This is a genomic window from Nocardiopsis endophytica, from assembly GCF_027706725.1.
GTDB lineage: Bacteria > Actinomycetota > Actinomycetes > Streptosporangiales > Streptosporangiaceae > Nocardiopsis_A > Nocardiopsis_A endophytica.
Genome location: NZ_JAQFWQ010000120.1, coordinates 1 through 20,443, shown reverse-complemented (window position 1 = coordinate 20,443; position 20,443 = coordinate 1). Strand labels below are relative to the sequence as shown.

Sequence of the window (20,443 nt, the reverse complement as noted above, 5' to 3'; positions counted from 1 at the left end):
CCCCGGATGCACCCCCTGGCCCCAGGAGTTCGCCGAACGCTACCGCGCGGCCGGGTACTGGACGGGCGAGACCCTCGGCGCGTTCCTGCGCGACCGCGCCCGGCGCTTCGCCGACCGCACCGCAGTGGTCTCCGCCGAGGAGCGCTGGACCTACGCCGACCTGGACGAGCGCGCCGACCGGCTGGCCACCGGCCTGGCCCGCCGCCTCGACCTGGGCCCCGGCGACCCGGTGGTGGTGCAGCTGCCCAACACCCCCGAGGTGTTCGAGGTCGTCTTCGCCCTGTTCCGCATCGGCGCCCTGCCGGTGTACGCGCTGCCCGCCCACCGCTCCGCCGAGGTCGGCCACCTGGCCGCCGCCACCGGCGCCCGCGCCCTCGTCGCCGCCTCGGGCGGCGGGTTCGACCACGTCGGCATGGCCCTGGACGTCGCCGCGGCCGCCGATGGGCCCCGCCCGCACGTCGTCGACGCCGCACCCGGAGCCGCCGACACCCCGCGCGAGGGGGTGCACCCCCTGGCGTGCCTGCGCTCCGACACCGTCGACCCCACCGTCTTCGCCGCCCCCGACCCCGGCGACGCGGCGTTCTTCCAGCTCTCCGGCGGCACCACCGGCCTGCCCAAGCTCATCCCCCGTACACACGACGACTACCTGTACTCGGTGCGCGCCAGCGCCGACATCTGCGAACTCGGCCCCGACACCGTGTACCTGAGCGCGCTGCCCATCGTGCACAACTTCCCGATGAGCTCGCCCGGCTTCCTCGGCGTCATGCACGCCGGCGGGTCGGTCGTCCTGGCCCCCGACCCCAGCCCCGCCACGTGCCTGCGGCTCATCGAAGCCGAACGGGTCACCCTCGCCTCGGTCGTGCCCCCGGTGGCGATGCTGTGGCTGGACGCCGTCGACGGCGGCGCCGAGTCCGGCCGCGACCTGTCCAGCCTGGACACCCTCCAGGTCGGCGGCGCCAAGTTCGCCCCCGAGGCCGCCCGGCGCGTCACCCCCGTGCTCGGCTGCCGCCTCCAGCAGGTGTTCGGCATGGCCGAAGGGCTGGTCAACTACACCCGCCCCGAGGACGACGAGGCCACCGTCACCGGCACCCAGGGCCGCCCCATCTCACCCGACGACGAGATCCGCATCGTCGGTCCCGACGGCGCCGAGGCCGCCCCCGGCGAGCCCGGGGAGCTCCTCACCCGCGGCCCCTACACCATCCGCGGCTACTACGACGCCCCCGCCCACAACGCCCGCGCCTTCACCGAGGACGGCTTCTACCGCACCGGCGACGTGGTGCGGCAGACCCCCACCGGCCACCTCGTCGTGGAGGGCCGGGTCAAGGACCAGATCAACCGCGGCGGCGAGAAGATCGCCCCCGACGAGGTCGAGGACCACCTGCTGGCCCACCCCGGCGTGCACGACGCCGCCGTCGTCGCCATGCCCGACCCCTACCTGGGGGAGAGGGCCTGCGCCTACGTCATCCCCCGCGACGGCGCCGACGGCCTCACCCGCCCGGCCCTGCTGCGCTTCCTGCGCGGCCGCGGCCTGGCCTCCTACAAGATCCCCGACCGCGTCGAGGTGGTGCCCGCCTTCCCCGCCACCGGGGTCGGCAAGGTCAGCCGCCGCGACCTCCGCGCCGCCATCGCCGACGCCGCCGCCCGCCCCGCCGGGCGCGCGTGAGACCGCCCGAGGAGAGAGACCGCCCGCCGATGTCCCTGCCGCAGATCGCCCCCTACCCGCCCCCGGCGGCCGACCGGCTGCCCGAGAACCGGGCCCCGTGGAAGCCCGACCCGTCCCGCGCCGCCGTCCTCGTGCACGACATGCAGCGCTACTTCCTGCGCCCGTTCGCGCCCGGGGCCGAGCCGCTGGCCACCGCCGTGCGCAACATCGCCCGCATCACCGAGGCCTACCGCGCCGCCGGCGCCCCCGTCGTCTACACCGCCAAGCCCGGCGGCATGCCGCCCGAGGAGCGCGGCCTGGAGATCGACTTCTGGGGCTCGGGCATGCGCGACGTGCCCGAGCACACCGCCATCGACGACGCGGTGCGCCCCCGCGAGGGCGACACCGTCCTGGTCAAGCGGCGCTACAGCGCCTTCTCCGGCACCGACCTGGCCGACCGCCTGGCCGCCCTGGGCCGCGACCAGCTCCTGGTCACCGGCGTCTACGCGCACATCGGCTGCCTGCTCACCGCCGCCGACGCGTTCATGCGCGACGTGCGGCCCTTCTTCGTCGCCGACGCCATGGCCGACTTCACCGCCGAGGACCACCACTTCGCGGTGCGCTATGCCGCCCGCCGCTGCGGGGCCGCCCTGTCGGCGGCCGACGCGCTGGCGGCGGCGGGCGCCGCCCCCGCCCCCCTGGGCTAGCGAGCCGACCGAACGCACCGCCGCGCCGACCGCGCGGCCCGCCCGAAAGGAACCATGTGACCACGTCCCCGGAGTACCCCGTCCACGACCTGGCGGGCATCGGATTCGGCCCTTCCAACGTCGCCCTGGCCATCGCCCTGGAGGAGTGGCGCGAGGACCCCGGCCGCCCCGACCTGAGCGCGGTCTTCCACGAGCGCCAGGAGGGCTTCGGCTGGCACCGCGGCATGCTGCTGGACGACGCCACCATGCAGGTGTCCTTCCTCAAGGACCTGGTCACCACCCGCAACCCGGCCAGCGGCTTCAGCTTCCTGAGCTACCTGCACCACGCCGGGCGGCTGCACGACTTCATCAACCACAAGACGCTGTTCCCGCTGCGCAGCGAGTTCCACGACTACCTGGCCTGGTGCGCCGGCCGCCTGTCGGACCGCGTGCGCTACGGCTCGGAGGTCACCGGGGTGGAGCCGGTGCGCGACGCCGCGGGCCGCGTGTGGGCGGTGGACGTGGTGGCGCGCGAGGCGGGCGGCGCCGAGCACCGCACCCGCGCCCGCAACCTCGTGGTCGCCCCCGGGCTGGAGCCGCGCATGCCCGAGGGCGCGGCCATGGGCGAGCGGGTCTGGCACAACGAGTACCTGCTGCACGAGCTGGAGCGGCTGGGCGCCGGCGCCGCCCCCGCCTCGTTCGCCGTGGTGGGGGCCGGGCAGAGCGCCGCCGAGGCCGCCGACCACCTGTACCGCCGCTTCCCCGGCGCGCAGGTGCACGCCGTGTTCTCCCGGTACGGCTACAGCCCCTCCGACGACAGCCCGTTCGCCAACCGGATCTTCGACCCCGAGGCGGTGGACGCGTTCTACACCTCGCCCGAGCCGGTCAAGGACGACATCCTCGGCTACCACCGCAATACCAACTACTCGGTGGTCGACCCCGACCTGATCGACTCCCTGTACCGGGCCGCCTACCAGGACCGGGTGCTGGGCACCGAGCGCCTGGTGCTGCACAACCTGTCCCGGGTGGCGGCCGTCGAGGAGGGCCCCGACGGGGTGGCCCTCACCCTGGACCACCTGCCCACCGGCAAGCAGGTGCCGCTGCGGGCCGACTACGTCGTCTACGCCACCGGCTACCGGCCCGTCGACCCGCGCGGGCTGCTCGGTCCGCTGGCCGCCCACGTGGTGCAGGACGAGCGCGGGCGCCCCGCCGTCGGCCGCGACTACCGCCTGGCCACCGACGACGAGGTGACCTGCGGCATCTACCTGCAGGGCGGCACGGAGCACACGCACGGGATCTCCTCGACGCTGCTGTCCAACATCGCGGTGCGCACCGGGGAGATCCTCGATTCGCTGAGCGCCCGCACCCCCGCCACCGCCTAGGGCGGCGCCCCCGCCCGTTCCCGCACCGACCGCCGAAAGCGAGTACGACCATGAGCACCGGAGCCGAGCGCACGCCCTTCACCCCCGAGCGCGTCCGCGCCGACGTGGAATCCGTCCTGGAGGAGGAGCCCGGCACCCTGGCCGACGACGAGGACCTCCTGGACCGGGGGATGGACTCGATCCGCCTGATGAGCCTGGTGGAGAAGTGGCGCACCGACGGGGCCTCGACCGACTTCGTCGAGCTGGCCGAGGACCCCACCATCGCCGCCTGGGCGCGCCTGCTGTCCTGACCCGCCCCGCCTCCCCGCCTGCCGCTGACCCGCCGCAGCCCCGCAGCCGCGCACCCCACCGCCACCCCGCCCTCACCCGGAGCAGCACGAATGACCGTTGACCGCGACCGCCGCATCGACCTCACCGGAGCGCAGAGCGGGGTCTGGTACGCCCAGCAGGTCGACCCCGGCAACCCCGTGTACAACGTCGGCCAGTACGTCGACCTGAGCGGGGACCTGGACGTGGGCCGCTTCCGGGAGGCCGTGGCGGCGGTGGCCGCCGAGGCCGACGCGCTGCGCACCCGCATCGTCGACGAGGGCGGCGTGCCGCGCCAGGAGGTGCACGCCCCGGGCGGGGGAGAGGGCCGGGTCGCCCACGTCGACCTCCGGGGCCGCCCCGACCCGGAGGCGGCCGCGCTGGAGGCGATGCTCGCCGACATGGACACGCCCGCCGACCTGTTCGGCGAGGGGCTGTACCGGTTCGCGCTGTACCGCGTGGGCGACGGCCGCCACCTGTGGTACCAGCGGTTCCACCACATCCTGGTGGACGCCTACTCCGTCGCCGCGATCACCCGCCGCACGGCCGCGCACTACACCGCGCTCGGCGGGGGGACGGACGCCGGAAGGGGCTTCCGGCCGCTGCGCGAGGTGGTCGCCGAGGAGGAGGCCTACGACGCCTCCGGCCGGCGCGAGGACGACCGCGCCTACTGGGCGCGGGCCCTGGAGGGGCGGCCCGAGCCGGCGCCGCTGACGGAGGCCGCCCCGGCCGCGCCCCGCCGGGCGGTGCGCGCCCGGTCCGGTATCGGCGCCGGGGACAGGGCCCGCCTGGAGGAGGCTGCCGCGGCCGCCGGCGCGGGCTGGGCGGAGGTGCTGACCGCGCTGTTCGCGTGCTACGTGCACCGGCGCACCGGGGCGCGGGACGTGGTGCTCGGGATGCCGGTGATGAACAGGCTGGGCTCGGCGGCGCTGCGGACCCCGTCGATGGTGGTGAACGTGCTGCCGCTGCGTGTGGCGGTGGCGCCGGGGGACACCGTGGGCGCCGTGATCGGGAGGACGAAGGAGGCGCTGGAGGGGCTGCGGGCGCACCAGCGGTACCGCGCCGAGGACGTTCGGCGCGACCTGAACCTGGTGGGCCGCGCGGCGGGGCTGTACGGGCCGGTGGTCAACATCAAGGCCTTCGACTACGCGCTGCCGTTCGAGGGGCTGGAGGCCTCGGTCCGGACCCTGTCGGAGGGGCCGGTGGACGACGTGTCGCTGTCGGTCCGCACGGCCGGCGACGGGGGACTGGGCTTCGAGCTGAACGCCAACCCGGCCAGGTACACCGAGGAGCAGGCCCGGGGCCGCCTGGTCGAGTTCACCCGTCTGGTGGCGGGGGCGCTGTCCGCCCGCGGCCGGGCCGGTGCGGCCTCGGAACCCGTGCCGCGCGGCGGGGCGGCGACCGGCATCGGCGCGGTCGCCGAGCGGGGTGCCGCGGGGGCGGACGGTCCTGTGCCCTCCGCCGGTCGGGGGGAGGCGGGCGGTGGTTCGGGCGGCCCGGCCGGGGCCGGTGCCGATGTGGCCTCGGAACCCGTGCCGCGTGGCGGGGCGGCGGCCGGCACCGGCGCGGCCGCCGAGCCCGGTGCCGCGGGGGCGGACGGTCCTGTGCCCTCCGCCGGTCGGGGGGAGGCGAGCGGTGGTTCGGGCGCCCCGGCCCCGGCCGGTGCCGGGGAGGCGGCAGGCCGGACCGCCGCCGAGCTCCGGGTCGGAGCCCTGGACCTGGTCGCCCCCGATGCCGTCGGCCGCCTGACCGGTGTGCCCGACCCGCGCCCGGTCCCGGCCGGGACCGTGGCCGACCAGGTGGCGGCCGCCGTGGCCGATCACCCGGAGCGCGTGGCCGTGGAGGCGGGGGACGGGACCCTGACCTACGGCGGGCTGTGGCGCCGGTCCGGCGAGATCGCCGAAGCCCTCCGCGCCCGCGGCGCGGGGGCGGGAAGCGTCGTGGCCGTCGTGCTCCCTCGGAGCACCAATCTGGTCGCGGCCCTGCTCGGAGCCGTCCGGGCGGGGGCGACCTACCTGCCGATCGACCCGGAGTTCCCGGCCGACCGGATCGCGTACATGCTGTCCGACTCGGGGGCGCACCTGGCCGTGACCGCTCCGGGCGCGGACGGGGCCGTCCCGGAGGACATCGAGCGCCTGGTCATCGGCGGCACGGAGGAGGAGCTGACCGGTGCCCCTGCCCAGGTCGTCGGCGGGAAGGACGGCCCCGGCCGGAACCAGGGCCGACCGGGCGCACCGTACGCCACAGCGGAGGCGGAGGGTGCCGTCGCGGGCTTGGCCGGATCGCGCGTCGCGATGTCCCGTGAGGCGTCGGCGGATGCCGTGCCCGATGCACGGGGTGTGCATGCCGGCGCCGCTGACACGGATGACGAACGTGGTGCCGGGGCCGGGGATGCGCCCGGCGTTCGCGGTTCCGGGGTGGGACCCTGTGGTTCCGATGCTTCGGGCAACGCCCCTGTCGCCTTGGACGGGCCGGTTGGCGGCCGCACCACGACCACGGCCACGGCCGACGAGGCCATGGACCGCGGCCGAACGAACATGGGCGCCGTCCCTTCCGCCGGGGCCGTCGACGGCTTGAACGGGTCGGTCGGCACCGGGAGCCTCAATGGGGCGACCACCGCCCCGGACTCCGCCGCTTACATCCTCTACACCTCCGGGTCCACCGGGCGGCCCAAGGGTGTCGTCATCCCTCACGGCGCCCTCAACAACTTCCTCGCGGACATGGGCGACCGCTTCCCCCTGACCGGCGACGACCGCTGGCTCGCCGTCACCACCGTCGGGTTCGACATCTCCGCTCTGGAGCTCTACCTCCCTCTCATCTCCGGGGCGACGGTCGTCCTGGCCGACAAGGACACCGTCCGCGACCCCGCCGATCTTGCCGACCTGGCCGAGGAGTCCCGGGCCACCATCGCGCAGGCCACGCCCACCCTGTGGCGTGCGCTCGCCGACGAGCGGCCATCGGTCCTGGACGGCCTGCGCATCCTCGTCGGCGGCGAGGCATTGCCCCCTGACCTGGCCGTCCGCCTCGCCTCCCGCGCGCGCGAGGCCACCAACCTCTACGGGCCCACCGAGACCACCATCTGGTCCACCGCCTCACCCGTGCGCGCGGACGGGCCCGTCGACATCGGCACCCCCATCGCCAGCACCGGCGCCCTCGTCCTCGACTCCGCGCTCCGGCCGGTCCCCGACGGGGTCGCCGGGGACCTCTACCTCACCGGGGCGGGCCTGGCCCTCGGGTACAACGGCCGCCCGGACCTGACCGCCGAGCGGTTCACCGCCTGCCCCTTCGGGGCCCCCGGCACGCGCATGTACCGCACCGGCGACGTCGTCCGCCGCCGCCCCGACGGCGTCCTCGACTACCTCGGCCGCGGCGACCACCAGGTGAAGGTGCGCGGCTTCCGCATCGAGCTCGGCGAGGCCGAGGCCGCCCTCGCCGCCGCGCCCGGCGTCGCCCAGGGCGTCGTCACCGCCCGCGAGGACGCCCCCGGCCGGGCCTACCTGGCCGCCTACGTCGTCCCCGGCGACGACGGGGCCGACCCCGCCGCCGTGCGGGCGGCCATGGCCGAGCGCCTGCCCGAGTACATGGTCCCGTCGGTGTTCACCGTCCTCGACGCCCTCCCGCTCACCGAGAACGGCAAGATCGACCGCAAGGCCCTGCCCGCCCCCGACGCCGCCCCCGCCGCCGGGGCCGAAGCGCCGCGCACCCCGCGCGAGGAGCAGGTGTGCCAGGCGTTCGCGCAGGTCCTGGGGGTCGCATCGGTCGGCGTGCACGACGACTTCTTCGCCCTGGGCGGCCACTCCCTGCTCGCCACCCGCGCAGCCAACCTTGTGCGGGCCCAGTCCGGCCCGGCCGTGCGCGTACGCGACGTCTTCGACGCCCCCACCGCCGCCCGCCTGGCGGCCCTGCTCGACGAGCGCGCGGGCGAGGACCCGCGCCCCGCCCTGGTGGCCCGCACCGGCCCCGACGAGGACGCGCCCCTCTCCTATGCCCAGGAGCGCATCTGGTTCCACGAGCAGATGCACGGCCCCGGCGCCGCCTACAATGTGCCGCTCGCCTTCCGCCTGCACGGCGCCGTCGACCCGGACGCGCTCGCCGCCGCCCTGCGCGACACCGTGGAACGGCACGAGGTCCTGCGGACCGTCTACGCCGACGACGGGGACGGGCCGCGCCCGCACGTGCTGCCCATGGACCGCGTCCCCGAGCTGCTGCGGACCCGCGACGCGGCGGACGGCGCCTCCGCCGGGGCCGACGAGCACCTGGCGCGGCTCTTCCACACGCCCTTCGACGTGCGCACCGACGCCCCCGTCCGCGCCGAGCTGCTGCGCACGGGGCCGGACGGCGCGGTCCTGGGCCTGTGCTTCCACCACATCGCCACCGACGAGTGGTCCGAGGGGCCGTTCATCCGCGACCTCGACGCCGCCTACACCGCGCGCCGCGACGGCCGCGCCCCCGAGTGGGCGGCCCCTGCGGTCCGCTACACCGACTTCGCCCGCTGGCAGCGCGAACTCCTCGGCGACGAGGCCGACCCGGGGTCGGCCATGGCCCAGGGCCTGGAGCACTGGCGGCGCGCCCTCCACGGGCTCCCGTCGGAGCTGCCGCTGCCCGCCGACCGCCCGCGCCCCGCCGTCGCCGACGGCGCCGGGGACACGGTCGGGTTCGACCTCGACGGCGACACGGCCGCCGCCCTCCGCCGCTCGGCCGCCGAGCACGGGGTCACCGCGTTCATGCTGCTGCAGGGGGCCGTCACCGCGCTGCTGCACCGGATGGGCGCCGGGGACGACATCGCCGTGGGCACCCCGGTCACCGACCGGACCGACGAGGCCCTGCACGACGCCGTCGGCATGTACCTGAACATGCTGACCCTGCGCACCGACCTGTCGGGGGCGCCGACCGGGCGCGAGCTGCTCGCGCGGGTGCGCGAGGCCGACATCGCCGCGTTCGCCCACTCCGGCGTGCCCTTCGAGGCGGTGGTGCGCGAATGCGACCCGGCCCGGTCGGCGGCGCGGCACCCGCTGTTCCAGGTGATGATCACCTACCAGCGCGAGTCCGACCGCACCCGGCTGCTGGGCGCCGACGCGCGGGTGCACCCCGTGGACGCGGCCACCTCCAAGCTGGACCTGGAGTTCACCTTCGCCGAGGTGCCCGGCCGGGAGGGGCTCGCCGCCACCCTGCGCTACGCCACCGCCCGCTTCGACCGGGCGACCGCCGAGAGCCTGGTGGAGCGGTTCCGGCAGGTGCTCATCCACCTGCTGGCAGCCCCGGACGTGCCGGTGGACGAGTTCGAGGTGGTCTCCGACGCCGAGCGCCGACGCCTGCTGGGCGGCGCCGAGGCCCAGGCCCGCCCTGTCGGCGCGGCCGGTCTGGCCGCGCGCGTCGCGGCGTCCGCGGCCGCGCACCCGGAGCGGACGGCCGTGCGGGCCGAGGACGGCACCCTGACCTACGGGGAGCTGTGGGAGAGGTCCGGCGCGGTCGCGGAACGGCTGCGCGCCCACGGCGCCGGGCCGGGATCGGTGGTGGCGGTCGCGCTGCCGCGCGGGGCCGACCTGGTCCCCGCGGTCGTCGGCGCACTGCGCACCGGAGCGGCGTACCTGCCGATCGACCCGGAGTTCCCGCCCGACCGCATCGCCGCGATGCTGGAGGACTCCGGCGTGCGCCTGGCGGTGACGTCCCCGGGAACAGGGGCCCTGCTTCCGGACACGGTGCAACGGGTGCCGGCCGGTGCCGTCCCAGGCGGTACCGCCTTCTCCGGCGGGGCGGAGGTCCGGGCCGACGTGGACGCCCGGGACCGGACAGCGGAGAACCCCTCAGACGGCGACCTGTCCGATGGCGGAGCGACGACGGCGGCCGACACGGCCCGAGGCGGGACCGCCCAGGGGGGTGCGCCTGCCGGGGACACCTCTGTGCAGGCCGCACACACCGACCGGGACCAGACGAATGAGGCCCTCGTAGCTGAGGGTGATGGCCGCGCCCTGGCCGCGGAGTGCGCGTCCGCCGATTCGGCGTACGGCGTGGCGCGGCCGGGTGTGCCGGGGGAGCAGGTGGACGGTGCGCTCGCAGGGTCGTGGGCCCCCGGCACCGGGCTGACCGATCACCTGGGCGCCGTTCCTGCTGAGGACACTGCGGGCCCAGTTGATCGGGGTGACGCCGCTCCTGGGGCCGTGGAGTGTGCGCCGGCCGACTCGAACGACTCGAATGGCGACGACAACGTTCCGCTCACGGGGACAGCCGGCAGCGAAGCGGCGCGTACAGGGAGTCCGGGGGAACCGGAGCGCAGGTCGTCCGAGGGCGATGCGGATCCGCGGGCCCTCGGCGCAGAGCAGGCTGAGCACCTGGACGCCGGGCGCGCCGTCGACACCGCTGCTCCTGCCGCACCGGTCGGTGGATCCGCCGAGCCGTCCACTCCGGCCCCGGCGCCGATCATCGTCCTGGACGACGACGTCCTCGACCCCGATCCCGCCTCGCCCGCCTACGTCCTCTACACGTCCGGGTCCACCGGGCGGCCCAAGGGTGTGGTCGTTCCGCACGGGGCCCTGCTCAACTTCCTTGAGGACATGGGGGACCGCTTCCCCCTGACCGGCGATGACCGCTGGCTCGCCGTCACCACCGTCGGGTTCGACATCTCGGCCTTGGAGCTCTATCTGCCGCTGCTCTCCGGGGCGACGGTCGTCCTGGCGGACAAGGACACGGTCCGCGACCCTGCGGCCCTCGCCGACCTGGCCGAGGAGTCCCGGGCCACCATCGCGCAGGCCACGCCCACCCTGTGGCGTGCGCTCGCCGACGAGCGGCCATCGGTCCTGGACGGCCTGCGCGTCCTCGTCGGCGGCGAGGCCCTGCCGCCCGACCTCGCGGACACCCTGGCCTCCCGTGCGCGCGAGGCCACCAACCTCTACGGGCCCACCGAGACCACCATCTGGTCCACCACCGCTCCCGTCCGAGCGGGGGAGCAGGTCGTCATCGGCGCCCCCATCGCCAACACCGGCGTCTACATCCTCGGCCCGGACCTCCGCCCCGTCCCGACCGGTGTTCCCGGAGACCTGTACATCTCCGGGGCGGGCCTGGCCCTCGGCTACGACGGCCGCCCGGGCCTGACCGCCGAGCGGTTCACCGCCTGCCCCTTCGGCGCTCCGGGCACGCGCATGTACCGCACCGGCGACGTGGCCCGGTGGCGCAACGACGGCACCCTGGACTACCTCGGCCGCGTCGACCACCAGGTGAAGGTACGCGGCTTCCGCATCGAGCTCGGCGAGGCCGAGGCCGAACTGACCCGCCTCCCCGGCGTCGCCCAGGGCGTCGTCACCGCCCGCGAGGACGCCCCCGGCCAGGCCTACCTGGCCGCCTATACCGTTCCCGAAGCGGGTACGCCGCTCCAACCGTCCACCATGCGGGCCGCGATGGCCGAGCGCCTCCCGGACTACATGGTCCCGTCGGTGTTCACCGTCCTCGACGCCCTCCCGCTCACCGAGAACGGCAAGATCGACCGCAAGGCCCTGCCCGCCCCCGACGCCGCAGGTTCCTCCGGCACCGGCGGCGCCGCCCACCGCGGGCCCCGCACCGGCCTCGAACGCGACCTGTGCGCCATCGCCGCCGACGTCCTCGGCCTGCCCTCGGTCGGCGTGCACGACGACTTCTTCGCCCTCGGCGGCCATTCCCTCTCCGCCGCCCGCGCCGCCAACCGGGTGCGCGCCGCCCTGGGCGCGGACATCACCGTCCGCGACGTTTTCGACGCCCCCACCCCGGCACTCCTGGCCGCCCGCATCGGGGAGCGCGGCGGGGCCGGCCTCCGGACCCGCCCCGCGCTGACCGCGCACACCGGCCCAGCGCCCGTCGAGGCCCCCGCCTCGGCCGAACAGGTCCGGCTGTGGCTGCTCGACGGTATGGCCCCCGCGTCGGACGCCTACAACGTGCCGTGGGCCCTGCGCATCGAGGGCGCCCTGGACGCCGACGCCGTGAACGCCGCCCTGCGCGACGTCCTCGTCCGCCACGCCGTCCTGCGCACCCGCCTGGTGCCCGCGCCGGGCGGTGCCGAGCCGGTGCAGCGCGTCCTCGCCCCCGAGGACCTGCCCGAACGCGTCCTACGCGTCGACACCGCCCACGCCGGAGAGGTCCCCGCGCGCGCCGACCGTGCCGCCCGCGAACCGTTCGACCTGGCCGCCGACCTGCCCGCCCGCTTCACCCTGTTCCGCAGCGGGGCCGACGAGCACCTGCTGCTCGCCGTCTTCCACCACGCCGCCGTTGACGAGTGGTCGCAGGAGCCCTTCCTCCGCGACCTCGATACCGCCTACCGTGCCCGCGCCGCCGGAACCGCCCCAGAGTGGGCGCCGCTCCCCGTCCAGTACACCGACTACGCGCTCTGGCAGCGGGACCTGCTCGGGGCGCAGGACGACCCGGACAGCAGGGCTGCGCACCAGCGGGAGTTCTGGCGCCGTGCCCTGGACGGGCTCCCCGAGGAGACCGCCCTTCCCGCCGACCGGCCCCGCCCCGCGTCCCCCTCAGCGGCCGGGGGAGTGGTCCGGTTCGCCGTTCCCGCCGAGCTGCGGCGCGCGGCCGACGCCCTCGCCGCCGCGTCGGGCGCCACCCGCTTCATGGTGCTGCGCTCGGCCCTGGCGGTGCTGCTGCACCGGATGGGCGCGGGCGACGACATCCCCCTGGGGACGCCCGTCACCGGCCGTTCGGACGAGGCGTTGCACGACGCGGTCGGCATGTTCCTCAACACGCTGGTGCTGCGCACCGACCTGTCGGGCGATCCCGGCTTCTCCGCGCTCCTGGAACGGGTGCGCGCCGCGGACCTGGCCGCCCACGGCAACGCCGACCTGCCCTTCGAGGACGTCGTGGACGCCGTCGACCCGGTCCGGGCACCGGGCCGCAACCCGCTGTTCCAGGTGATGGTCTCCCAGCAGACCCGCCCCGACGGCGCCGAGGGCCTGTTCGGGCTGCGCACGCGCCTGGACGACCAGGTGATCGACAGCGCCAAGTTCGACCTGGAGTTCGCGTTCATCGAACGGCCCGGACGCGACGGGCTGGACGCCGTGGTCCGCTACGCCTCCGCCCTGTTCGACCGCGCCACCGTCGAGGATCTGGCCGAACGCTTCACCCGGCTGCTCGGGGCGCTCGTGGCCGACCCGCGCCGGCCCGTGTCGGCGGCCGACGTGCTGCTGCCGCGCGAGCGCCGGGCGCTGGACTCGGCCCGGTCCGCCATGGCGCGTCCGGTGCGGAATCGGACGTTGGCGGGGCTGGTGTCGGAGGGGGCGGTGGATCCGTCGGCGACGGCGGTGGTGGCGCCCGATGGCACGGAGGTGTCGCGGGGTGCCTTCGATGCGCGTGTGAACCGGCTCGCCCGTGAGCTGGTGGAGTGTGGTGCGGGGCCGGAGTCGGTGGTGGCGGTGGCGTTGCCGCGGTCGGTGGATCTGGTGGTGGCGTTGCACGCGGTGGTGCGTGCGGGGGCGGCGTACCTGCCGTTGGATCCGGAGCTTCCGGCCGAGCGTCTGGCCGCCATGCTCGACGACGCCCGCCCCGTGGCCGTCGTGACCGATGCCGTGACGAGGGGCGTCCTGCCCGGCCCGGAGCTGCTGTCCCGTGGCCTGCCCGAGGTGCTTGAACTCGACGACGCCCGCCTTCAGGGCCGGCTGGAAGTGCGCTCCGGTGCCCCGCTGGCCGACGGCGACCGGCGCGGCCGCCTCGATTCCCGGCACCCCGCGTACGTGATCTTCACGTCGGGGTCGACGGGGCGTCCGAAGGGTGTGGCGGTGCCGCACGGGGCGATCGTGAACCGGTTGGAGTGGATGCAGGGGGCCTACGCGCTGGGTTCCGGCGACCGTGTGCTGCAGAAGACCCCGGCCTCATTCGATGTGTCGGTGTGGGAGTTCTTCTGGCCCCTGGCGGCGGGGGTGCCGCTGGTGGTGGCCGAGCCGGGCGGGCACCGGGACCCGGCCTACCTGGCGGAGCTGATCCGCTCCCAGGGGGTGACGGTCTGCCACTTCGTCCCCTCCATGCTGCGCATCTTCCTCGACGCGTGGGGGACGGCCGGCGGGAGCGGCGACGGCCGCACCGAGCTCCCCCTACGCACCGTGTTCGCCTCCGGTGAGGCGCTCGCCGCCGACGTCGCGGGGCGTTTCCGGTCGGTGCTGCCCGGTGTTGAGCTGCACAACCTGTACGGGCCGACGGAGGCCGCCGTCGACGTCACCGCATTCGACTCCGCCTGGACGCCTGAAGGAGCGGGGTCGGTCCCGATCGGCTACCCGGTGTGGAACACCCGCGTGCACGTCCTCGATGCGTCGCTGGCTCCCGTTCCGGACGGTGTGGCGGGTGAGCTGTACCTGGCCGGGGAGCAGTTGGCGCGCGGGTACGCCGGTCGGCCGGACCTATCGGCGGAGCGGTTCGTGGCCTGCCCCTTCGGGGATTCCGGCGAGCGCATGTACCGCACCGGAGACCTCGTCCGCCGTCGCGGCGGGGCGATCGAGTTCCTCGGCCGCACGGACTTCCAGGTCAAGATCCGGGGCCAGCGCATTGAACTCGGCGACGTGGAGGCCGCGCTGCGCTCTCTGCCCGGTGTCGCGGACGCCGTCGCCACCGTCGGATCGGGGCCGGGGGGCGAGGCCCGCGTCGTCGGCTACGTGGTTCCCGCAGTGCAGCGAGCAGGCGGAGCGTCCGGCGAGGCCGGCACCCCTCCCGCCGAGCTCGACCTCGACGGCCTGCGCACTCGCCTGACCACCCTCCTCCCCGCCGCCATGGTCCCCGAGGTCCTCGTCCTCCTGCCCGAACCGCCCCTGACCCCCAGCGGCAAGCTCGACCGCAAGGCCCTGCCCGAACCGCCCGCCGCCACCTCTACGGCCGCCGGGCGCACCGGCGGCCGCCCCCCGGCCGAAGGCGCCGAGCGCACCGTCGCCGAGGCCTTCGCCGACGCCGTCGGCGTCCCCGTCGCGCACGCGGACGACGACTTCTTCGCCCTGGGCGGCAACTCCCTGGCCGCCGCCCGCGCGGCCAACCTGCTCCGCGGCCGCCTCGGCGCTGACGCGCGCGTCACCGACGTGTTCGAGGCGCCGACCCCCGCCGCCCTGGCCGCCCGGCTGGGCACGGCCACCGGGGCCCGCCCCCCGCTGCGCCCCGGCGCGGCCGACGCCTCCGGCGGCCCCGTCCCGCTCACCGGCGGCCAGCGCGGCATGTGGGCCGCCGCCCGGGTCGCGGGGTCCGAGGCCGCCTACAACGTGCCGTGGGTGCTGCGGGGCCGCGGCGACCTGGACACCCGCGCCCTGGGACGCGCGGTGCGCGACGTCGCCGCCCTCCACGAGGTCCTGCGCACCGTCTTCCCCGCCTCCGACGGCGGGTCCGGCGGGGAGCCCGTGCAGCGGGTCCTCGCCCCGGAGGAGGCGCCCGACCCGGTGGAGGTGGTGGACGCCCGCGCCATGGGCGACGAGGCCGCCGAGGACCTCCTGGCACAAGCCGCGCGCCGCCCCTTCGACCTGGAGCGCGAACCGGCCTTCCGGGTGACGGTGCTGCGCACCGGCGACCGGGCCTACACCCTGCTGTTCCTCTTCCACCACATCGTCGTGGACGAGTGGTCGCAGGAGCCCTTCCTGTGGGACCTGCAGGCCGCCTACCGGGCCCGTACCCGGGGGGAGGACCCCGGCTGGGGGCCGCTGCCGCTCCGCTACGCCGACTACGCGGTGTGGCAGCGGGAGCTGCTCGGCTCGGAGGACGACCCGGACAGCAGGGCCGCGCGCCAGCGGGAGTTCTGGCGCCGTGCCCTGGACGGGCTCCCCGAGGAGATCGCCCTTCCCGCCGACCGTCCGCGCCCGCGCCGCCGGGGCTCCGAGGGCGGGACCGCCAGGGCCGCACTGCCCGCCGAGCTGATGCGCGCCGCCGAGGAGGTGGGGCGCGGCCACGGCGCCACACGCTTCATGGTGCTGCAGGCGGCCGTCGCCGTGCTGCTGCACCGGATGGGCGCGGGCGACGACGTCCCGCTGGGGGCGCCCGCCACGGGGCGCTCCGACGAGGCGTTGCACGACGCGGTCGGAATGTTCCTCAACACGCTGGTGCTGCGCGCCGACCTGTCGGGGCGGCCGTCGTTCGGCGAGGTCCTCGACCGCGTGCGCGCCGCCGACCTGGCCGCGTTCGACAACGCCGACCTGCCTTTCGACCGCGTGGTCGACGCGGTGGGCCCAGCGCGTGTCCCGGGCCGCAACCCGCTGTTCCAGGTGATGGTCTCCCACCAGACCCGGCCCGAGCGCGTGCGGCGGGTGCTGGGCCTGGAGACCGCCGTGGACGACGGCGCGCTGCACAGCGCGCGCTTCGACCTGGAGTTCGAGTTCGTCGAGACGCCGGGGGACGAGGGCTGCACGGCGTCGGTGCGGTACGCGGCGGACCTGTTCGACCGGGAGACAGCTGAAGGGCTCGCCGAGCGGCTGGTCCGGCTGCTGGCGGAGGCTGTCGCCGCGCCGGAGCGGCCGGTGTCCGCGTTCGACGTGCTGACGCCTGGCGAACGCGAGGAGCTGGAGGGCGCCGGGTCGCGCACCTCCCACCCGGTGCGGAATCGGACGTTGGCGGGGCTGGTGTCGGAGGGGGCGGTGGATCCGTCGGCGACGGCGGTGGTGGCGCCTGATGGCACGGGGGTGTCGCGGGCCGAGTTCGACGTCCGTGTGAACCGGTTGGCGCGTGAGCTGGTGGCGCGTGGTGCGGGGCCGGAGTCGGTGGTGGCGGTGGCGTTGCCGCGGTCGGTGGATCTGGTGGTGGCGCTGCACGCGGTGGTGCGTGCGGGGGCGGCGTACCTGCCGTTGGATCCGGAGCTTCCGGCCGAGCGCCTGGCCGCCATGCTCGACGACGCCGGACCGGTGTGCACGATCGCCGATGCGGAGACGGCGAGCCTGGTGCCCGAGGCCGCCGGGGGCGGACGGGTCGCCCCCGACGCGGGTGAGCGATCCGGGCGAAGCGCCGACCCGCTGACCGACACCGACCGCCGCGCGCCCCTGGACCCGCGCCATCCGGCGTATGTGATCTTCACGTCGGGGTCGACGGGGCGTCCGAAGGGTGTGGCGGTGCCGCACGGGGCGATCGTGAACCGGCTGGAGTGGATGCAGGGCGCCTATCCCCTTGCCTACGGCGACCGTGTGCTGCAGAAGACCCCGGCCTCATTCGATGTGTCGGTGTGGGAGTTCTTCTGGCCGCTGGCGGCGGGGGTGCCGCTGGTGGTGGCCGAGCCCGGTGGCCACCGTGACCCGGCCTACCTGGCCGAGCTGATCCGCTCCCAGGGGGTGACGGTCTGCCACTTCGTCCCCTCCATGCTCACGGCGTTCCTGGAGGATCCGGCCGTGGCGGACGCGACGCGCCCGATGGGGCTGCGCCGTGTGTTCGCCTCGGGAGAGGCGCTGGGCGCGGACACGGCCGGGCGGTTCCGGTCGGTGCTGCCCGGTGTGGAGCTGCACAACCTGTACGGGCCGACGGAGGCCGCCGTCGACGTCACCGCCTTCGACGCGACGGCACCGGACACGACGGCGCCGGGTTCGGCGGGCGGGGGCTCCGTGCCCATCGGGCACCCGGTGTGGAACACGGGCGTGTACGTCCTCGATGCGTCGCTGGCCCCGGTGCCGGACGGTGTCGCCGGTGAGCTGTACCTGGCCGGTGACCAGTTGGCGCGCGGCTACGCCGGCCGGCCGGACCTGTCGGCGGAGCGGTTCGTGGCCTGCCCCTTCGGGGCTCCCGGTGCGCGCATGTACCGCACCGGCGACCTGGTGCGGCGCGGTCCCGGCGGCATCGAGTACCTGGGGCGGACCGACTTCCAGGTGAAGATCCGCGGGCTCCGCATCGAGCTGGGCGAGATCGAGGCGGCGCTCGCGCGCCTGCCCGGAGTGGCCGCGGCGGCCGCGGCCGTCCACGAGGGCGCCTCCGGCGCGCCGCGCATCGCCGGGTACGCCGTCCCCCGCCCGGGGACGGCACCCGACGCGGAGGAGCTGCGTGCCGGCCTCCGGTCGGCGCTGCCCGAGTACATGGTGCCCTCGCAGGTCATGGTCATGGACGAACTGCCGCTCAGCCCGAACGGCAAGCTGGACCGCAAGGCGCTGCCCGTGCCGGAGCGGCCCGCCGCGGGGGGCGGTGCCGGACGGGCGCCGGCCGATGCGGCCGAAGCGGCGCTGTGCGGGCTGTTCGCCGAGGTGCTGGGGCTGGAGTCGGTCGGCGCCGACGACGGGTTCTTCACGCTCGGGGGCGACAGCATCCAGGCGATCGCCCTGGTCGGCCGTGCGCGGGGGCGCGGGATCACGCTCACGCCCGCTGACGTGGTCACCGAGCAGACCCCCGCCGGGCTCGCGGCGGTCGCCGGTCGGACCGCGCCCGAGGACGGCGTGGGGACCGGGGGAGCGGACGACACCGGCGAGGTGCCGTTCACGCCGGTGATGCACTGGATGCTGGAGCAGGGCGGGCCGTTCGACCGGTTCAGCCAGGCCATGGTGCTGCACACCCCGGCGGCTGCCGACGCCGCCCGGATCGAACGGACGCTGCAGGCGGTCATCGACGCCCACCCGATGCTGCGCGCGCGTGCGGTGGCCGGTGGCCCGGTCGAGACCGGTGGCGCCCACGGCGCCGGGGCAGGCGAGCGGAACGGCCGAACGGTCGCCGCCGTGCAAGGGCCGCGACGACCGGCCGACGGCGCGAAGACCTCCGAGGAGGCGGAGACCGTGGACCGAGCCGACCCGGATCGCCCCCGCAGCGCCGAGACCGATGGGCGGCCTGTGGGCGGGGCGGCCACCGGGGATCTTCCCCGGCTCGTGGTCGCGCCTCCTGGGGACGTCCGCGCCGCGGACCTCCTCCGCCACCGGGACGCGTCCGGCCTCGAGGGTGACGACCTGGCGGCCGTCGCCGCCGAAGAGGCGCGCGGCGCCCAGACCCGGCTCTCGCCCGGGGACGGGGCCATGGTGCGGGCCTGCTGGCTCGATCGTGGGGACCTCCCCGGACGCCTGGTCCTGGTCGTCCACCACCTGGCCGTCGACGGGGTCTCCTGGGGCGTCCTGCGCTCCGACCTCGCCGCCGCTTGGGCCGACGCCGGCGAGAAGGTGCCCGCGCTCCCCGCGCCGCCGGCGACCTTCGAGACGTGGGCCCGCCGGATGGCCGCCGGTGCCGAGTCCCCCGAGCGCCACGCCGAGTTCGCGGAATGGCAGCGGATCACCGCCCCCGTCGACATCCCCGAACCCGTCCCGGACCCGAAGCGCGACACCGCCGCCACGCTGCGGCGCACGACGGTCCGGCTCGGCGCGGCCGACACCGGCGAGATCCTGGGAGGACTCCCGGCCCTGTACAACGCGGGTCCGGACGACGCCCTGCTCACGGCTCTGGCCCTGGCCTTCGCCCGGTGGAGGGCCGACCGAGCGGGTGCCGAAGCGCGGCCGCCGCTCCTGATCGACATGGAGCGGCACGGGCGCGACCACGAGGACGCGGGCGGCTTGGACACGTCCGGCACCGTCGGCTGGTTCACCGCCGTGCACCCGGTGCGCCTGGAGCCGGGCGCCGACCCGGACCGGGTGCGCACCGGCGGGCCGGAGGCGGGCGAGGCGCTCAAGGCGGTGAAGGAGCAGCTGCGCTCGGTCCCGGGGAGCGGAGCGGGCTACGGCCTGCTGCGCTACCTGTCCGCGGCCGGGGCGGGGCTCGCCGAGCGGGCGCGGCCGCAGGTGCTCTTCAACAACCTCGGGCGCGTCGCGCCCGCGCCGGAGGCCCAGGCGTGGGGGCCCGCCCCCGAGACGGGGGCGCTGCCGCCGGGCGCCGACCCGGACGCGCCCGTGCGGTACGCGTTCGAGGTGATCGCCTCGACCCGCGAGGGCGACGGCGGAGCCGAGCTGACAGCGACGTTCGCCTGGCCGGAGCACCTGTTCACCGAGGAGGAGGTGCGAGCAATGGCCGAGGAGTGGACGGCCCAGCTCGCAGGGCTGGCGGCCCACGCCCGAACCCCGGACGCGGGCGGGGCGACCCCCTCCGACATGGCCTTCGAGGGCCTGGCCCAGTCCGAGATCGATGAGTTCGAAGCGGAGTGGGAGCTATGAAGGCTCCTCCGCCGGAAAGAGCGATTCCGGCCTCCGAGGCGTGCACGGGGATTCACGGCACAGGCAGCCGTCCGGACCGGCAGCGCATACGCCGGGTCCTCGTCTCTGGGGGGCGCGGCCCCGCACGCGTGGGCGGGGATTCCCGGTTCGGGGGCGGCGGGATCGGAAGGTGTCGGGGTCAGGGATTGAGTGTGGCGGTCCGGCCACCGCCGGAGCGGTTACGTGGTGTTTCCACCTCGCCCGATGCCCGGAGATCTCTCCGAGGCCGTCCGGGTCGGTATCGCATACGCGGGGTTGTCGTCTCTGGGGGGTGCGGCTCCGCATGCGTGGGCGGGGATTCCCGGTTCGGGGATGGCGGGATCGGAAGGTGTCGGGGTCAGGGATTGAGTGTGGCGGTCCGGCCACCGC

The 20,443-nt window shown here is 75.9% G+C and carries 5 protein-coding genes; all 5 read left to right on the top strand.

From position 1 onward, the window contains the following. A partial coding sequence (locus O4J56_RS27500) for a (2,3-dihydroxybenzoyl)adenylate synthase (RefSeq protein WP_270689827.1) occupies window positions 1–1,663 on the top strand: 1,663 nt, incomplete at its 5' end. Window positions 1,664–1,692: 29 nt separating this feature from the next. After that, entirely contained in the window at window positions 1,693–2,349 is a 657-nt protein-coding gene (locus O4J56_RS27495) for an isochorismatase family protein (protein ID WP_270689825.1), read from the top strand. Window positions 2,350–2,405: 56 nt separating this feature from the next. Beyond that, window positions 2,406–3,710: a lysine N(6)-hydroxylase/L-ornithine N(5)-oxygenase family protein gene (locus O4J56_RS27490; protein WP_270689824.1), complete on the top strand. Its 1,305-nt coding sequence runs from the start codon at window positions 2,406–2,408 to the stop codon at window positions 3,708–3,710. A 50-nt stretch (window positions 3,711–3,760) separates the two neighbouring features. After that, a complete protein-coding gene (locus O4J56_RS27485) occupies window positions 3,761–4,000 on the top strand; it encodes a phosphopantetheine-binding protein (RefSeq protein ID WP_270689823.1) in 240 nt (79 codons plus the stop codon). A 90-nt stretch (window positions 4,001–4,090) separates the two neighbouring features. Continuing rightward, the gene (locus O4J56_RS27480; RefSeq protein WP_270689822.1) at window positions 4,091–20,035 is read left to right on the top strand and encodes a non-ribosomal peptide synthetase; all 15,945 of its coding nucleotides are present in this window, start codon (window positions 4,091–4,093) and stop codon (window positions 20,033–20,035) included. The last annotated feature ends 408 nt before the right edge of the window (window positions 20,036–20,443 follow it).

Coding starts and splice junctions, on each gene's coding strand:
- O4J56_RS27495 (WP_270689825.1), top strand. CDS start 1,693: ATGTCCCTGCCGCAGATCGCCCCCTACCCGCCCCCGGCGGCCGACCGG.
- O4J56_RS27485 (WP_270689823.1), top strand. CDS start 3,761: ATGAGCACCGGAGCCGAGCGCACGCCCTTCACCCCCGAGCGCGTCCGC.
- O4J56_RS27480 (WP_270689822.1), top strand. CDS start 4,091: ATGACCGTTGACCGCGACCGCCGCATCGACCTCACCGGAGCGCAGAGC.